Source organism: Gardnerella sp. c17Ua_118, from assembly GCF_055804255.1.
The window spans coordinates 985,910-1,004,122 of record NZ_JANUYT010000001.1 but is presented as its reverse complement, the minus strand read 5'-3'; the positions used below and the strand labels follow the sequence as shown (position 1 = coordinate 1,004,122).

The following is an 18,213-nucleotide window of genomic DNA, read 5'->3' as shown; positions in this document are numbered from 1 at the left end:
TACTGAGCATAAACTTAAGCATTACTAAGCATAAACTTAAGCATAATTCTAATCAAATATCTTATTTTTAGTGTGCATTATGTGCGTTATTTTATAAATTCGTGTAGAGTCTTAAGAGGTTTTATAAGGAGATTTAAGATGAGCAGTGAAGAAGATAATTTAGGAAAAGTTGTTCTTGCGGCCACTCCGATTGGAAATATGGGAGATGCTTCTGCGCGCTTAATTAATCTTCTAGAAACTGCGGATATTGTTGCAGCAGAAGATACGCGTAGGCTTTACGACCTTGCAAATCGCCTTGGCGTGCACGTTTCTGGGCAAGTTGTTGCGTATCACGATCACAATGAGCGCAATAAGGCAGATGGTTTACTAGACAAGGTTGAGCAAGGCAGCACTGTTCTTGTTGTTTCCGACGCTGGCATGCCTACGATTAACGACCCAGGGCTTGCGATTGTTCGCCGCGCAATAGAGCGCGATTTGCCTGTTACTTGCGCGCCTGGACCGAGTGCCGTGTTGGATGCTTTGGCGCTTTCTGGCCTGCCAACAGACCGTTTTTGCTACGAAGGCTTTTTGCCGCGCAAGTCGGGGGAGCGCATGCAGCATTTGCGCTCGCTTCTTTTAGAGAGGCGAACAATCGTGTTTTACGAGGCGCCGCACAGGATTGCGGAGTCAATGGCAGCTCTTCTTGCAGTTTTTGGAGCAGATCGCAAAATGGCGTTGTGCCGCGAGCTTACTAAGGATTTTGAAGAAGTGCGTCGTGGAACTATTGAGCAGATTGCAAAAAGCGTAGAAAATGATCCTCCTCGTGGCGAGATTGTGCTTGTACTTTCGGGCGCTAGCGAAAGTGATGTTGCGCAACAAAGCGTCGATTTAAGCGTGGATCAGCTTGCTAAAATGGCTTGCGATCTTTCACAAAACGAGGGCTTGCGAATCAAAGATGCTATAACTCGAGTTGTTTCACAAAATCCTCTTTCAGACGGCTCTTTTGCTAATCGTAAAGAAGTTTATGCAGCTTGCTTAAAAATCAAGGAAAATGTGGACAACTAAATAGGAAATTAAGCAAAAAATGTGCAAATGTGCAAAAGTTGTATCAATAAAAGCAAAAAATGTGCAAATGTGGAAAATTAAGCAGCAATTAATCCCCATTTTTTGCATATTCGTATGCTTCTAAAAGCACATCTAGACTTTGTTTAACGCCTGGCCCTCCTTGCTGAGATATGTATTCCAGCATTTTTGCGTCCGCGACTGGGTTTGCAACAACCCATTTTCTTAATTCAGGCACGTTCTTAGCAATATGCCATAGCACGTCTTTGCTTGTGTTTTCACAGCACGCGACTTGCGCAGTGAGCACAATTGGCGGTTTTGGCGGCATTGCGCTCGCTTTATAATTCTTAATATTTTCTCTAATAGTCATAAAGAATATTGTCCTTGTCTATTATGTATTTAATCCACTCTTTTGCCTTCGCAGCTCCTGGAAAATAAGGATTGCTGTCTATGATTTTTTCGCAATCTTTAAAACTGGTGTTGTATTTTTGCGCCAATTCGCACACAGTATCTACTCTTCTTATTTCTTCGTAAATGTTTTTTGATGGCGTTAGTGCAATGTCGCAAATAGTTCGCGCTGGAGAAGTTACGTGCAAGTCTTTAATCACCCTTTGTTCTTTTTTCATTAGTTTTCTTCTAAACACTTGTAGTCGGTGATCGTACGGCTTTATTCGATAATGACTTTTGGATATTATCTCTAGTATGTTTGGGATTTTTCCGCCAAGCCAAATCCAAGATGCTGTAAATGCGCATGCCACCGTTCCGTTTGGAAGCAGATTTTTTAGCACGTTGCATCGTCCTTCTGGGGTTTTTGCGGTAGATTGCGTAAATCCAGTGCGTATTGAAACGTTGTTGAATGCTCCAAAATTGCACAGTTTCTTCATGCTTAGTGGCCCTGGTAGGTGTTTTGTGTCTATAAGAATAGGCAGCTCCTCGTTTTGTTTTTCCGAAAATAAAATCATCTCTTCGTTTTTGTAGTCTTTGTAGTCTTTGTAGTTTTTGTAGTCTTCGTATTCTTCGCGAGTTTTGTATTCTTTGCGTCTTTTGTAGTCTTTTATTGCTTTTTTATTTTTTTCGTCATTGTGTATTGTGCGTTTTTTGTTCAACGTTGAAGTGCTCATGTTTCTCCTTTCTGTGTAATGTGCTTAATGTGCCAACTCTTTAGTGCTGTAATGTTTTAGTGCTGTAATTCTGTAGTGTTCTGCTGCTCTAGGTTTTAATTTTCTAAGTTTTATACACAATATCGTGTTTTACTTTTTTGTCTACTCGATTTTTTGTAATTGTGGAAAAGTGGATTTTTAGTTTTTTACATAAAAAAATGTGACTATATGTGACTAAATCATATGTGATTAAATGTGGCTTGCGATTGTGTGTAGTTGTGATTGATTACACGTGATTATTCTTGATTTATCTACTTTGCTATGTGATTTTTATAGCGATTTTTTAGTGTGATTTTTCTGTGTATTATTTAATGTGTCCTCGCTGAACAAGATAATATTTGGCTATGAGTCATATTTTGGTGAATGTTGCATGGCCTTACGCAAATGGCCCTCGTCATATTGGTCACGTTGCAGGATTTGGTGTACCTTCCGACGTATACGCGCGTTACGAGCGCATGAAGGGAAACAGCGTGCTTATGGTTTCTGGAACAGACGAACACGGCACGCCGATTTTGGTTGAGGCAGATAAAGAAGGCGTGAGTGCGCAAGAGCTTGCAAACCGATATAATCGCGTGATTACTAAAGATTTGTGCGATTTAGGCTTAAGCTATGATTTATTTACGCGCACAACAACGGCAAATCATGAGCATGTTGTTCAAGAGATGTTCCGCCAGTGCCTTAAGAATGGTTATATTTACAAGGGGACTCAAAAGGTTGCGATTTCGCCTTCTACAGGCCGCACTCTTCCAGACCGCTATATTGAGGGCACTTGCCCGATTTGTGGAGCGGACGGCGCGCGAGGCGATCAGTGCGATGCTTGCGGGAACGAGCTAGACCCAGACGAGCTTATTAATCCTGTTTCTAAGATTAACGGCGAAACTCCGCGATTTGAAGAAACAGAGCATTACTTCCTCGATTTGCCTGCTTTAGCAAACGCAAACTTGGAGTGGCTTAATTCCAGGGATGGTTGGCGTACAAATGTTATTAACTTCTCAATTGGTCTGTTTAAGGAAGTTAAGCCTCGAGCAATTACGCGAGACATTGATTGGGGCATTCCAGTTCCTGTAGAAGGCTGGATTGATAACCCAAATAAGCGCTTGTACGTGTGGTTTGACGCCGTTATTGGCTACTTGTCTGCATCCATTGAGTGGGCGCGTAGGCAGGGCAAGCCAGACGCTTGGCGCGATTGGTGGTGCGATCCTAAGTCTCCTGGCTACTACTTTATGGGCAAAGATAACATTACTTTCCATTCTCAAATTTGGCCTTCAGAGATGCTTGCGTATAACGGCGCTGGCTCTAAAGGTGGCGAGGCTGGCGTTTATGGCCCACTTAACATGCCAGAGCAGGTTGTTGCTTCCGAGTTTATGACCATGGAAGGCAAGAAGTTCAGCTCTTCGCGCGGAATCGTGATTTATGTTAAAGACATTTTGGCGCGCTACCCAGTGGATGCTGTGCGCTACTACATTTCCGTTGCGGGTCCAGAAAATTCTGACGCCGACTTTACTTGGGCAGAGTTCGTTCGTCACAATAACGAGGAGCTTGCAGCAAGTTGGGGCAATCTTGTTAATCGTGTTGCAAATTTGATTAATAAGAATTTTGGAGAGATTCCGCCGTTGGATGAAAATTCAATGACAGATATGGACCGTGCGCTTTTGGATCAAACTTCTAATGCTTTTGAGATTGTTGGTGGTTTGATTGAGCGTCATCATCAAAAGAATGCTCTTAATGAGGCTATGCGCGTTGTGTCGGATATCAACAAGTATATTTCTGCTACGGAGCCTTGGAAGATTAAGGATGACGAGTCTCGTCTTGGAACGGTTTTGCATGTTGCTGCACAAGCTGTTTCGGACGCTAATCATTTGCTTGCTCCATTCTTGCCTCATTCTGCGCAAAAAGTTTGGGAAGCTCTTGGTGGAACGGGAGTGTTCTCGCCGCTTCCAAGAATCGAAGAGGTGAGCGACTTAGATAATCCAGATTTTAAGTACCCGATTATTACTGGCGACTATGAGCTTGGAAAAACTGTTCATCCATGGGAAAGTGAGCCGTTGGTTACTGGTACTCCTGTTGCTAAGCCAACTCCGATTTTTGCCAAGATTCCTAAAGAGGCGATTGATGAGGAGCTTGAGCGTTTTGAGTCTGCTCTTGCTGCTCGTCGTAAAGCTGACGAAGAAAGATTGGCTGCAGCTAAAAAATCGTTGGAATCTGAGTGATTTTAGCGGAAAATTTTAAGGCATAGTGACGTATGTAACAAAAAATTGGCATACTGCCAGGAATACGAAAAAATTTTCAGGAAATTTTTAGTTTATATGCGTGTTTTGCGAGAAAAATGTGGTTATAATGAATATTGCTGATGGTTCTTCCATCAGTGAGGTTCGTTCGCGAACCCCATAACTGAAACCTTCTTCTCTCTTTCTCTCTGCCCCGGTGGGTTTTCTCTTTCCCACCGGGCTTCTTTTTATCTTTTTCAAGCTCTTGCTGCTTACTCACACTTCCCGAAAATGTTGCTCAAAACTCTGTGAATCAGCTACAAACGCACTACATGATTACGCAAAGCTAGGTGGAGATTCGAGATTTTTCGCACTGAATGAGATGAACCTCAGCATCTTTGATGGTGATTCATCGAATGAAGAAGAAAAATCGAGAATCTCGGTGATAAAAACCACGCAAAAGTTCTAGACATTCAGAAGGTTTGATGTATTTCTCTACGAGCAATAAAAGAGGAGCGTAGCGACGGGATTTGCGAGGAGAGAAATACTCAAACCTCGCGCAATACCAGGTAAGGAATTGTATTCAGGCAGGCAATCGTTCGCGCGGTCTAAGCGCGCGAACGTCTTCGCCGCGCAGAAGCAGTGCTTCTGCCTTGAGCGGCTCAGCGAATCGAAGTGCATTCGCGCGCTACGCTATTCCTCACGGCTATTAGTAGCCGTTCGGCTGATTTGGCATGTAAAGTCCAGTGGACTTTACATTTGAGCCAAATCACGCTTTGAAGGAGCTTGAAATGCGTTATGCAATTTCAAGCTCAGTCAAAGCGCCCATGCAAGTCGATTCGCAGCCCTCCTACACACCAAATAGGGAAGCGCACAACCCCAAATATGGAAGCGAATAAAACAAAAAACGCAGATTGCATTTGTAATTTGCGAATGCAATCTACGTTTGTAAATCAGCGTGTGCTAAATAAAGTTTAGCGGCAGCGCTTTGTAAGTGGCGTCCATGGGTCAAGCATTACAGGCTCTTGATCCAGTATGGCTCGCGTTGCTTCATCAAGATACTTCTTGTTAATAATGATTTCGGTAACGTAGCGGTCAAACCACTGAGCGGATCCAACGTAGTATCCGTCTTCGCCGTTATCTTTGCCCCAGCTGTTTTCAATCTTCCAGCGGTCTGGCTCGCCATCTTTGTTAAGATTTACGCCAGTAAAGGTCATTGCGTGGTTGCCTGGGCAATCCATATACTCCAAACCTTTAGCTTTGTCGAATGTAAACTCTACATCGAATAGCTCGTCTACGCGCACAACTGCTGGGTCAAAGAAGCCCTCTTGCCTTAGCGAGAATTGCGTGCAATCGCAAGCGAACCAAATTGGGTGTCCGTCTTTTAGCTGATCCACAGCGGCTTTGCGGAACACTTCTAGCGCAACGTTTGCAAACTCCATTTCCTTAGTCTCCGCAACGTTTGTTGTGTACTTGAGTTGGTAGAGCTTGTTGAACGGAGTGCGTTCCATTGGGGAGTTGCACAAGCTTACAAAGTCGTTTACGTCTACCGGCACGTACTTCTTTGCAAACTCGAGGGGTGTAATGCCGTATTCGCAAATCATTGGGCGATCGTCTTTGCCGCTCTTTGGCTTATCGTCCTTCTTTTCGCCGCCCTTAGATTCACTATTTTCGCCGCTCTTTTTATCGTCCTTCTTGTCGTCGTCATCTTTAGTGCGCGCAAAGAAGTCAAAACGCTCTGGTGGCTCGCCTAGTGCGATTGCAGTCATGCGGTATACGGTTTCCAAGTCGCGAATCTTCATTTTTCGCAACTCTTCCATAGAAGTGCCATTCTTGTGTGCCTCGCGCAATTCGCATGCAAACTCGCGAAGCTTGCTATTAATGTATTGCACGAATGCTTCGGAATCGGTAGCGTTTTGCGAATCTGGGTATGCGCTCTTTGGCATAAGTCCGTACTTGTTTACCAAGTTAACGAACATTTGCCACCATCCGCCGTCGTCAATCGGACCGTAGTTAATGCTCTCAAAAATTCGGCTATCTAATGTCTCATCTAAAGTCGCCAAAACGTTTTCCAAGTATGCGTTTGCTTTTTCAATCTTGTCCCAGAAGAACAAGTAGCTTTCGGAAAACTCAAAGTCTTCTAGATTCCACTTATGCATAAGCTCGTAGCGCAAAGTGTTAAGCGATGCAAACATCCAGCAACGTCCAGAATGCTGTTGGTTTGTTATTGTTCCTTGCTTTAGTTCTACAGAAAATTCGCGTGGAAGCTCGCGCTGACCCTGGTAGCTTGTTGCTGCTTTAAGAACGCCGCTCGATACCGAAGCGTTTGCTGCTACTCGATTTGCGCGCTGTTCGTTAAAATGCTTAGAATATTCGCGCACGTCGTTTAGTGTAACGGCTTTTACGTTTTCAGACATATATCTCCTTTATTTTGTTAAAAACAGTGAATAAGCGTTATTGTAGCTTGCTCAATGCACGAGTCGCGTTTTGCGCGGCTCCAATTGTTCGCGAGTGTTTGTGAGTGTTCGCTAGTTTTCGTGAGTTTTCGCGTTTCGTTTATGTAAAACATGCTATTTTTATGCGTTTATGGCGATTTGCGCGACTAATTTTCGTAAATTTTAAGTAATTTCGTTAAATATTTTGATATTTTGCTAATTTTATGTATTAATTTTGGTTAAGATTACTATTTATTACGTGTTATTACATGTTTATTTTAAGCAATGTACATAGGTTAGCTAAAAATATACTAATTACACGTCCAAATTATTAGGGCTTGCTTAAGTGTGCCTTAAACGCTTATGATTTGCCTTTTTAATTAGTGATTAAATGATGGCAGTGTGCAAGCGTAAGTTTGCAGTTACCAGATGGAGGTAACAATGTTTAGACGTAGAAAAGAGTCACAATGATACGATACATCGTTAAACGATGCCTGAATTATGTTGTGATGCTGTTTGTATCCGTATCCATGACGTATTTCTTGGCAAGTGCATTTATGGATCCGAGATCGAACTATATGTCTAGGCATCCGCATCCACCAATTCCTTCAATTAACCGTTCTTTGGATTTGGCAAACATTAATGACCAAACTCCAGTTATTACAAGGTATTTGCGTTGGATTACTGGTGTTCTTACTCGTTGGGATTGGGGATTAAGCCCAGAACAAGCACCTGTTGGTCCTGCGATTGCAGCGCGAATCGGCGCATCGGTGCAGCTGGTTACTTGCGCAACTGTTCTTGGCATTGTTTTAGGCGTTAGCGTTGGCGTTTATACTGCTATTCGCCAATATAAGTGGCAAGACAGGGTTCTTAACTCTATTGCTACGTTCTTGCTTGTTGTTCCAGCCGCCGTGTTTGGATTACTTATTGTTTTAGCTGCGATTAGCATTAACAACGCTGCTGGTTCTCGTTTATTCTTTGTTACTGGATTACATTCCTACCAGGGTTCTAATCCTGTTGCTTTTATTCTTGACTTCTTGCAACATTTGATTTTGCCAACAATTGTTATGACTGTTCCTGGCATGGTTGGCTACCATCTTACGCAGCGCACCTATTTGCTCGACACTATGAATGCTGATTACGTTCGTACTGCTCGCGCTAAGGGTTTGCCTCTAAATGTGGCTATTCGTCGTCACGCTTTGCGTACTTCTTTGATTCCTACTGCCGTAGACGTTGCCTTCTCTATTGCAGGCGTGTTTACGGGCGCTGTGATTACCGAAACCGTGTTTGCAATTAACGGTTTGGGTAGCTACTTCGTACAAACTATTTCTAATAACGACATTAATGGTTCTGTTGCTATTGCTGCGTTCGGAGCCGTGTGTACTTTGGCCGGGGCCTTGTTGGCAGATATCTTCTCCGCTTGGCTTGATCCTCGTATTCGTTTGAGCTAATTGCGCAATAGTGTAGGTGTATTGATATGAGTAAAAAAGATGTATCTTCAAAGGCTCAAGAGTCTGCTGCTGATAAGAAGGCAACTGCTAATTCTTGGGGTAATTTTAAGCGCACAGGCAAAATAACGCTTTATACGCGCCGCTTCTTTAGGCGTCCATCCGCTGTTGTTGGCTTAGTTTTACTTGTTCTCTTGATTCTTCTTGCTTTGTTTGGCTCTAAGATTAGCAAGTGGGGCTACGACGAGCCTGATTTTACAGCTCTTGCAACTCCTCCTAGCGCCGAACATTGGCTTGGCACAACGCCTGGCGGATCAGACATGTATGCAATGGTTGTTCGCGGACTTGGTCGCTCGCTTTCTATTGGTATTGTAAGCTCCATTTCGATTACGATTATTGCTGCTTTGGTTGGTACTGCTATCTCTTACTTTGAAGGTTGGTTTGAGCAGGTTGGCATGTGGCTTCTAGACATGCTTTTGATTGTTCCATCCTTCTTGCTTATTGCTTTGATTGTTAGCTCTGCTACTGGCGGCAACGATTGGTTGTGGCTTGCGTTTGGCATGACTTCCTTTGGCTGGATTGGTTACGCTCGTACGCTTAGAACTTTGACTTTGAGCTTGCGCGAACGCGAATATGTGCGTGCCGCTAAGTTTGAAGGCGTTTCTTCGTTCCGCATTATTGTTCGCCATCTTGTTCCAAATCTTGGTTCCGTTTTGATTATTAACACGGTTCTTGGTGTTATCGGCGCAATCAATGGCGAAACAGCATTGAGCTTCTTGGGTCTTGGTATTAAGGCTCCAGATACTTCTTTGGGTACTCTTCTTAACGTTGGTCAAAGTAGCGTTATGACATCTCCTTGGGTTCTTTTGGTTCCTTCTGCGGTTTTGGTTGTTTTGACTTTCTCCGTTCAGCTTATTGGAGATGGCTTGCGCGATGCGATTGATCCATATTCTAGGTCTGTTGGTAAGGCCGAGTAAGGCTTGTGGAGGTTTAAACATGACTGATATGGGTAATAACGCAATTAAGGAAGACTTTGCAATGGAAAATCAGAACAACGAACCACTTCTTTCTGTACGCAACTTGCAAATTAGCTTTGCTTCGGAAGCTGGTACAGTCCACGCTGTTCGCAATATGAACTTTGATTTGTATCGCGGCAAAACAATTGGTATTGTTGGCGAATCTGGATCTGGTAAGTCTGTTACTTCTTTGGCTGTTATGGGCTTGCTAGATAAGAATGCTTCTGTTAAGGGTTCTGTTGTTTATAAGGGCGAAGAGCTTTTAACAAAGTCTGATGCAGAGATGAGTAAGATTCGCGGTAAGAACATTGCAATGGTGTTCCAGGATCCTCTTTCTGCTTTAACTCCAGTGTTCTCTATTGGAGATCAGCTTAAGGAAGCTTTGGTTATTCATAATCCAAATATGACCGAAGAGCAGATTCGCGATCGCTCTATTGAGCTTCTTAACTTGGTTGGTATTACTAAGCCAGCTGAGCGCTTAAAGGCGTTCCCTCATGAGTTTTCTGGCGGCATGCGTCAGCGCGTTATGATTGCAATGGCAATTGCTAACAACCCAGATATTATTATTGCTGATGAGCCTACTACCGCTTTGGATGTTACGATTCAGGCTCAGGTTTTGGATGTTTTGAAGAAGGCTCAGAAAGAAACTGGCGCCGCAATGATCTTCATTACTCACGATTTGGGCGTTATTGCTGGCGTTGCAGACGAAGTTATTGTTATGTATGCGGGTCATTTGGTTGAGCATAATAGCGTTGAGGAGATTTTTGCTCACCCAACTCAGCCATACACAATCGGTTTGCTTGGCGCTGTTCCGCGCGTTGATCAAAAGCGTACTCGCCGCTTAACTCCAATCTCTAAGCCAACAATGGATATGTTGATTGCAGAAGAAAAGAGTGGAGATACCAGCGATATGATGGGCCTTGAGGCAGAAAGCGAAACTGTTCGCGCGATGCTTCATGCAGAAACCGAAAAAACGATTAAGCCAATGTTTGAGGGCATTCCTCGCGAGGATCGCAAGGTTGTTTTGGATGTTAAGGGATTAGTTAAAACATTCCCAATTACAGGTGGCGGTTTCTTGCGACGCAAGGTTGGCGAAGTTCGCGCTGTTGATGGCATCGACCTTGAGATTCGCGAAGGCGAAACTGTAGCTCTTGTTGGAGAATCTGGTTCTGGTAAGTCAACTACTTTGATGGAAATCATGAGCTTAAAGAAGCCAGAAGCTGGCTCTATTACCGTCTTCGGCACCGAGCTTAACGATAAGTTGACTAAAGAGCAGCGTCGCGAGCTTCGTTCTAAGATTCAATACGTGTTCCAGGATCCTATGAGCTCTCTTGATCCTCGTATGCTTGTTTACGATATTTTGGCAGAGCCTCTTCATGTTCAAAAGAAGTCGAAGGAAGAGATTCGTCAGCGTATTGCGGAGCTTATGCAGCTTGTTGAGCTGAATCCAGATCAGGTTGATCGCTTCCCAACGCAGTTCTCTGGTGGTCAGCGTCAGCGTATTGCTATTGCTCGCGCTTTGGCTGTAAACCCTAAGCTTCTTCTTCTTGATGAGCCTGTTTCGGCTTTGGATGTTTCTATTCAGGCTGGAATTATCAACTTGCTTGAAGATTTGCAAGATAAGCTGGGCGTTGCCTACTTGTTTGTGGCTCACAACATGGCGGTTGTTCGTCATATTTCTAGCCGAATTGCTGTTATGTACCACGGACGCATTGTTGAATCTGGCGAAACGGATGAGGTATTCGATAATCCTAAGCATCCGTACACTAAGGCTTTGATTAGCGCTGTGCCAATTCCAGATCCTGTTATTGAGAAGAATCGCAAGCGTATTATTCTCAACGAAGAAGATTCGTTTGATGACGTTGCAAGCGTCTGATTCTAATCTTTTGTGAATACGCCTAAACTTTTGTTTAGGGCAAGTTTGATCGCGTGTGTTATGCAAGACACACGCGATTTTTTGTTACAGGCGCATAAATTCTAAAAAAAGTAATATATTTTGTTTTTTAATCAAAATAAACTAAAAAATTTTCTGTTTTGCGGTTTTCTGTGTTTAATTTTCTTTTTTCTGGATTAAATCTTAAGTAACAAAAGTTTAAATTCAGCATTTGTTAAAAAAGTCGTAACACAAAATGTCAAAAGATTAGATATACTCTACACACATACCAGAAAGTGGACATCATTTCTGGGGAATGAGAGGAATCATGAAAAAAACTAATGCAGGTAAATTAACTGTATTCGCCGCAGCTGCACTTTCTGTTGCAATGCTGCTCGGCGCTTGTGGTGGTACAACCGCCACTACGGCAGATAAAGCTAAGGGCGGAATGACCGAAGAGCCAGCCGCAGGTGTAGATACTTCCTACACTGGCGCTCTTCCAATGCCTAAGGTTGACAAGCGTTACGACAATCCACAACCTCGTGACAATGTTAAGGATGGCGGTACTTACACGTTCTCGCTTTCCGACATGGGTCCAAACTGGAACTACGCTTCCAACGATGGTAACACTGCTTACATGGCTACTTTGTGGGGCTTCTACCAGCCATCGCTTCCTTATTACGATACCGTTAAGGGCGAGAAGGTTAAGTACAACCCTGATTACATTACTTCTGTTAAGAAGGTTAGCGACAAGCCACTCGTAGTTCAGTACGATTTGAACCCAAAGGCTAAGTGGAACGATGGCACAGACATTGATTACACTGCTTTCAAGGCCACTTGGGAAGTTATGAATGGCAAGAACGAAGCATACTCCGTTCCATCTCACGAAGGCTATGATTGCATTGAGTCCGTTGAGCAGGGCGCAAATCCTAAGCAAGTAATCGTTAAGTACAATAAGCCATGCGCAACTTGGGAATTGCTTTTCGCTCCATTGGTTCATCCAAAGGCAACCGATCCAACCGTATTCAACCAGGGTTGGGTAGGTAATCCTCACAACGAGTGGGGCGCAGGTCCATTCGAGATTCAGTCCGCAACCGAAGATCAGGTTGTTTTCGTGCGCAATCCAAAGTGGTGGGGCAAGAAGGCAAAGCTTGACAAGGTTGTTGTAAAGCGTATGGAAGATACCGCTGCAATGAACGCCTTCCAGAACGGCGAAATCGATTCCGTGGATTCCATCTCCACCAAGGATAAGGTTAAGGCTGCTCGTAGCGTTAAGGGCGCTCAGCTCCGTTACGGCTACAGCACCAAGATTCGTGTTATTAACTTAAACGCAAAGGCTGGCGCATTCAAAGACAAGGCCGTGCGTAAGGCCGTTGTCCAGGCATTCGACGTTGCCACCTACAACAAGATTCAGTTCCAGGGTATGAACTGGAAGAGCGAGCAGCCAGGTTCGGAGCTTCTCTCCATGTTCCAGGCTGGCTACAAGAACAACCTCCCAGCTGATGGTAAGTTCAACGTAGAAAACGCTAAGAAGACTCTTGAGGCCGCTGGCTACAAGATGGGCAAAGACGGTTACTACGCTAAGAATGGTAAGACCGTTCAGTTCACATTTACCTTCTTCGGCGATGACTCCACTCAGGCAGCTCTTGCTAACGCATTCCAGGCCATGATGAAGAAGGCTGGAATGAAGTGCAAGACTGTAAACAAGCCTGCATCTAAGTTCTCTAAGACTGTTGCTTCCTTCGACTTCCAGGTTCTTCCAATGGCTTGGGTTTCCCAATCTCCATTGAGCTTCTTGGCATCCGCTTCCCAGGTATACGATTCTAAGAGCGATTCCAACTTTACTGGCACTGGCAGCAAGAAGATTGATGCCGTTCTAGCCAAGATTGGCAAGACCTACGATTACAAGGAACAGACTGCATTGGCCAACAAGGGTGAGTCCATGGCTTTCGCCGAGTATGGTACACTCCCAGTTTCTGCTCCTCCAACCTATCAGGCATACAAGAAGGGCTTCGCTAACGGCGGTCCTGCTGGATATGCTAACGTTTTTGTTGAAAACATTGGTTGGCAGAAGTGAGTAAATTTGTAGCGATAACTCGCGCAAGTTTACTAAGCTGATTGCTTAACTTATAGCATGTGGCGTGTGGTCTTTGGGCTGCACGCCACATGCTTTTGCGCGTAGTCGCGTGCGTGTAATCCGCAGCAAATAATCGCGCAAAAATAGTCGCGCAAAAATAAACTCAGAAAAATAGTATAAACTTAATAAAACTTAATAAAAAAAATAAATCGCAAAGTCAAAAATAAGGGAGAATCTAGCGCATGTATGTAAATCCAAGTAAACGCAAAGACGCGAGCAATGTGCGCTGGGTTTTACAATATTGTAAGCCAGATATGTGGAGAGTAGGCGTATCGCTAGTTCTTTTTACTATCAACGACACAATGGCAATGACAATGCCTCTGCTTTCTGGCTTTATTGTAGACAAAGTCATTATTGGAAAACAGCATGACTTGCTTCTTAACGTATGCGTGCTAATGGTTGCAATGATGATTGTTCGCGTAGGTTCAAGATATATTTACCAGCTTCAAATGGAAAGATTCGGCCAAAACGCCGTGTATCGCCTTGTAAGCGACGAATACGAGAAGCTACATTCACTTGACTTTACGTACTTTAATCACACGCGCACAGGCGACATTATGAGCCGCATGACTTCGGATACGGATGCGATTCGCCACATTTTAAGCTGGGTATCTTATATGGCGCTGGATTGCGTAGTGATGTTTGTGTTTGCGCTAATTATAATGTTTTCAATCCAATGGCAGCTAGCTCTAGCGCTTATGGCGATTACGCCATTTTTGTTCTGGCTTGCAAAGCTTATGGGCAAGAATGCTAGGCCGAAGTTCCTTGCGATTCGCGAATCGTTTGCGCGCATGAATTCAATGGTAGAAGAAAACATTGAAGGCAATCGCGTTGTAAAAGCTTTTGTTCGCGAACCTTTTGAAACAAAGAAATTCGACGATTGCAACGAAGACTACTTTAATCGCAATATTACGCTTGCAAAAAACACGCAAAAATACATGCCATGGCTGGACGGTATGGGCTTTGCGCTGGAGCTTGTAACAGTAGGATTTGGCGGATGGCTTGTGCTTAATGGAAGCATGACTTTAGGCGCGTTTGTAACGTTTAACAGTTTTCTTTGGATGCTCCACATGCCAGTAAGAATGGTTGGGTGGCTTATTAATGATTGGCAGCGATTCAACGCAGGATGCGTAAATATTCGTAAGCTTCTTACGCAAGAATCGCATATTGATTTGCCATCTACATCTGCAAAAAACGTTAAAGTTAAGGGGCGCGTAACTTTTGAACACGTTGATTTTGCGTTCCCAGACGATCTTGATTCGCCAATTTTAAGCGATATTGATTTAGATGTTCCAGCAGGCACAAAGCTTGGAATCTTAGGAGAAACAGGGTCTGGAAAGTCAACGCTTGTAAGTCTTATAGCAAGATTCTATGATCCTACGCGCGGCCGCGTTTTAATTGATGGAAAAGACGTGCGCGAATGGCCTCTAGAAATTGTTAGAAATCAAGTTAGCATAGTTGCGCAAGAAACATTCCTGTTTTCCGATACGATTGCAGGAAATATTGGCTTTGGTTTGCCTCAAAACGAGGAAAATTGCAAAGAATTAGATAGCACGATTAGGCGTATGGCAAGAATCGCAGATGCAGACGATTTTATTATGAGCATGCCAGAAGGCTACGAAACTGTTGTAGGAGAACGAGGAGTTGGCCTTTCGGGCGGTCAAAAGCAGCGCTTAAGTCTTGCTCGCGCGCTAGCAAACAATCCTGCAATCTTGATTATGGACGATACAACTTCTGCAGTAGACATGGAAACTGAGGAGCATATTCAAAAAGAGCTAAAAAAGCTAGACGGCTTGCGAACAGTAATCACAATTGCGCACAGAATCTCATCTGTTAAAGACGCAGACATGATTGTTGTGCTAGATCACGGCAAAATTGTAGAGCGCGGAACGCATGAGCAGCTTGTTGCGTCGCATGGAAGATATTGGGAAATCTATAAAAAGCAGCTTGGTATGCAAACAGGCAAAGCTTTGGGATTTGAAGATTCACACGAGGCTAAGGGGGAGTAGAATGGCGCAGCGCAACACTTATAGAGAAGACGAAAGCCAAGAAGAGCACGTAAATTTACACGAGCTTATGCGCGTTCGCAAATACATAAAGCCGTACGCATGGCAATTAGTCAAAATAGTTTTAGTTGTTATTAGCGGAAGCTGCATTATGACAGTAACTCCAATGATTACAAAAACACTTATAGACGTAGTTTTGCCTAATAAAAACGTTTCTTATTTGTACGCGCTTATTGCATTGTTTGGCGTGCTTATTGTGCTGTATGAGCTTGGGCTAGCCTACAGAACGCTTGCTATTACGCGACTTGGTCAAATGGTAATTAAAGATATGCGTCGCGATATTTTTACGCACGTGCAATCGTTATCGTTTGATTACTTCGATTCGCGCCCACACGGCAAGATTTTGATTCGCATAGTAAATTACATTAATACGCTTTCCGACACGCTTTCGTCTGGTTTAATCAACGTATTTTCCGATGTTTTTGTGCTAATCATTACGTTAATCGCAATGTTTTCTATAGATTGGCGAATGGCGTTGTGGAGTCTTGTATTATTCCCAGTTTTTATAATCTGGACTCGCACTTTACAGATTTTGCAACGAAAAGCGTCTAAAAAATTGTCGAATAAGCAAAGCAATCTTAACGCATATTTGCACGAATCAATCGCAGGCGTAAAAACCACTCAGACTTTTGCGCGCGAATCAGAACAATACGCTACATTCCAAGATCAGCAGTCGGGAGTTAGAAAAGCGTGGATGCGAAACGTTAGAGTGCAAATGCTTCTTTGGCCAGGAGCTTCGATTATTGAAAGTGCAGCAATTTCGCTGCTCTACTATGTTGGCATAACAAACGCAAGCAGTATGAACATAAGCACGGGTACGCTTATAGCATTTGTGTGGTATTCGAGCACTTTTTGGGAGCCAGTTGTAAACATTGGTAACTTCTACACGCAACTTGTAACATGCTCAGTGTATTTGGAGCGTATTTTTGAGACTCTAAGCATTAAGCCAAATATTGTAGATAAGCCAGATGCAAAAGAATTGCCGCAGATTAAAGGCAAGGTTGACGTAAACGATGTTGTTTTTCGCTACGAAGAGGGTGGAAAGCCGATTTTGAATTTAGTTGACTTGCATGTTGAGCCTGGAACAACGGTTGCGCTTGTAGGCCCTACTGGAGCAGGTAAAACAACGCTTGTAAGCCTGCTTTCTAGATTCTACGACGTTTCCGAAGGCTCAATCACCATTGATGGCTACGATGTGCGTTCAATAACGTTAGCATCTTTGCGAAAGCAAATGGGAGTTATGCTTCAAGATAGCTTTATATTTAGCGGAACTGTTAAAGAAAACATTCGATACGGCAAGCTTGACGCAACGGACGAAGAGATTGAGGCTGCGGCTCGAGTAGTTAACGCTCACGAGTTTATTGAAGAATTGCCTAATGGCTACGATACGGAAATTGAGGAGCGAGGAGCCACTCTTTCTGCAGGACAAAGGCAGCTTATATCGTTTGCGCGCGTTCTTTTAGCAGACCCGCGAATTTTAATCCTAGACGAAGCAACAAGCAATATAGATACGCGTACAGAAGAAGCTTTGCAAGCAGGATTAGCTCAATTGCTTAAAAATCGCACTTCTTTTGTGATTGCACACAGGCTTTCTACAATCGAGAATGCGGATTTGATTTGCGTGATTGACCATGGGCAAATCGTGGAGCGCGGAAGCCATGAGCAACTTATGGCGCAAAAAGGTGCGTATTACAGGCTTGTGGAATCGCAATACGCTGCGATTAGTGCGGCGATTCAATAAGCGCAAAAAGTCACATTGTAAGTCGCGTTAAATATGCGACTACACTTGTAAATCATGAGTAAGCATCATCGCGAGCACAATTGGGCGCCTTCTTTAACAGAGCAGTCTGAAATATGGCAGAATCTAATTAAAGAAGGCATAACAATTGCAGACGACCACACGCATATGCTAAGCGTAGTGGATTTTGCAAAAAATCTTAATCAAGAATTAGAGCAAAAAGGTCGAGATTTAATAGCTGAGCCTAGCGCAAGCGATTTAGTAAATAGTGCAAAAGCATCAGGCGTTTTCAAAATGATTGAAGTTGGATGCGAATACCCAGATTGGCAATCAACAATAGACTTTGCGGCAGATCACGCGGATTGCGTACGTGCTGCAATAGCGATTCACCCAAACGAAGCGCCTTTACATGGCCATAGAGGAGCAGAAGGGCCAGACGGCTTGCCAGTAGTTTATAAGCCGTATCACGATATTCCATTTGACGAAGCAATGCAACGCTTGCGCTCGCTAGTAATGGAGCATCCAAAAGAAGTAGTGGCGATTGGAGAGACAGGATTAGACTATTTCCGCACAGGCGAACGCGCAAGAATTTACCAACGTGACTCGTTCCGCGCGCATATAGCGCTTGCAAAAGAGCTTAATTTGCCGCTTCAAATTCACGATAGAGATGCGCATAGCGATGTTGTAGAAATTTTGCTAAAAGACGGAGCGCCAGAGCGCACAGTTTTCCACAGCTATTCTGGCGGAAAAGACTTAGCTCAAGTGCTAAAAGAAAACGGATGGTACGCCAGCTTTTCTGGAACGATTAGCTATAAGGGTAACGAGGATTTGCAAGAATCTGCGCGAATCATTGGAAAAGACCACATAACTGTTGAAACGGATGCTCCGTACCTTACTCCAATGCCTTACCGCGGGCGGCCTAACGCGCCTTATATGGTGCCTTACACTCTTGAGTCGTTAGCAAATGTGCTTGACTGTTCTTTGAAGGAAGTAGCAGAATCAACCTTAAAAACAACGAAAGAAATCTACGGTTTTTAGACGATTTAGTCTTATATTCTTTCTTTGATTAAGCCTTATTTTCCAAGGATTCTA

General features: G+C 43.7%; 12 protein-coding genes. 9 read left to right on the top strand and 3 right to left on the bottom strand.

The features are described 5' to 3' along the window. Positions 1-138: 138 nt before the first annotated feature. The gene (gene rsmI / locus NYP69_RS03985; RefSeq protein WP_020757443.1) at positions 139-1,044 is read left to right on the top strand and encodes a 16S rRNA (cytidine(1402)-2'-O)-methyltransferase; all 906 of its coding nucleotides are present in this window, start codon (positions 139-141) and stop codon (positions 1,042-1,044) included. 88 nt (positions 1,045-1,132) lie between these two features. Here the strand turns inward: rsmI and NYP69_RS03980 are convergent, their stop codons facing one another. Beyond that, positions 1,133-1,411 carry a variant leucine-rich repeat-containing protein gene (locus NYP69_RS03980; RefSeq protein ID WP_020757442.1) on the bottom strand — a complete coding sequence of 93 codons (279 nt, stop codon included), beginning with the start codon at positions 1,409-1,411 and terminating at the stop codon, positions 1,133-1,135. Further along, the gene (locus tag NYP69_RS03975) at positions 1,401-2,162 is read right to left on the bottom strand and encodes a hypothetical protein (protein ID WP_128832168.1); all 762 of its coding nucleotides are present in this window, start codon (positions 2,160-2,162) and stop codon (positions 1,401-1,403) included. Before NYP69_RS03975 ends, NYP69_RS03980 begins: the two co-directional genes overlap by 11 nt. A 383-nt stretch (positions 2,163-2,545) precedes the next feature. Here NYP69_RS03975 and metG point away from each other — a divergent pair, with 383 nt between their 5' ends. Beyond that, positions 2,546-4,411, top strand: a complete 1,866-nt coding sequence (gene metG / locus NYP69_RS03970) for a methionine--tRNA ligase (protein ID WP_020757829.1) — start codon at positions 2,546-2,548, stop codon at positions 4,409-4,411. Between the two features lie 971 nt (positions 4,412-5,382). On the opposite strand, the gene NYP69_RS03965 is transcribed toward metG, so the two are convergent. Beyond that, positions 5,383-6,825, bottom strand: a complete 1,443-nt coding sequence (locus NYP69_RS03965) for a C1 family peptidase (protein WP_473410626.1) — start codon at positions 6,823-6,825, stop codon at positions 5,383-5,385. Positions 6,826-7,310: 485 nt separating this feature from the next. Here NYP69_RS03965 and NYP69_RS03960 point away from each other — a divergent pair, with 485 nt between their 5' ends. The 7 genes from NYP69_RS03960 (at position 7,311) to NYP69_RS03930 (ending at position 18,159) form a co-directional block, all read left to right on the top strand. After that, the gene (locus NYP69_RS03960; protein ID WP_415694886.1) at positions 7,311-8,294 is read left to right on the top strand and encodes an ABC transporter permease; all 984 of its coding nucleotides are present in this window, start codon (positions 7,311-7,313) and stop codon (positions 8,292-8,294) included. Between the two features lie 26 nt (positions 8,295-8,320). Then, positions 8,321-9,268, top strand: a complete 948-nt coding sequence (locus NYP69_RS03955; protein ID WP_004132192.1) for an ABC transporter permease — start codon at positions 8,321-8,323, stop codon at positions 9,266-9,268. A gap of 19 nt (positions 9,269-9,287) precedes the next feature. Next, on the top strand, positions 9,288-11,183 hold the full coding sequence (locus NYP69_RS03950) for an ABC transporter ATP-binding protein (RefSeq protein WP_115757710.1): 1,896 nt from the start codon (positions 9,288-9,290) through the stop codon (positions 11,181-11,183). Between the two features lie 325 nt (positions 11,184-11,508). Continuing rightward, positions 11,509-13,257, top strand: a complete 1,749-nt coding sequence (locus NYP69_RS03945) for an ABC transporter family substrate-binding protein (RefSeq protein ID WP_415694887.1) — start codon at positions 11,509-11,511, stop codon at positions 13,255-13,257. A 242-nt stretch (positions 13,258-13,499) separates the two neighbouring features. Next, positions 13,500-15,326 (top strand): ABC transporter ATP-binding protein, encoded by a 1,827-nt coding sequence (locus tag NYP69_RS03940; RefSeq protein WP_473410624.1) that lies wholly within the window; start codon positions 13,500-13,502, stop codon positions 15,324-15,326. Position 15,327: 1 nt separating this feature from the next. Continuing rightward, positions 15,328-17,124 carry an ABC transporter ATP-binding protein gene (locus tag NYP69_RS03935; protein ID WP_473410623.1) on the top strand — a complete coding sequence of 599 codons (1,797 nt, stop codon included), beginning with the start codon at positions 15,328-15,330 and terminating at the stop codon, positions 17,122-17,124. Between the two features lie 54 nt (positions 17,125-17,178). Next, entirely contained in the window at positions 17,179-18,159 is a 981-nt protein-coding gene (locus NYP69_RS03930) for a TatD family hydrolase (protein ID WP_473410622.1), read from the top strand. Positions 18,160-18,213 lie beyond the last annotated feature (54 nt).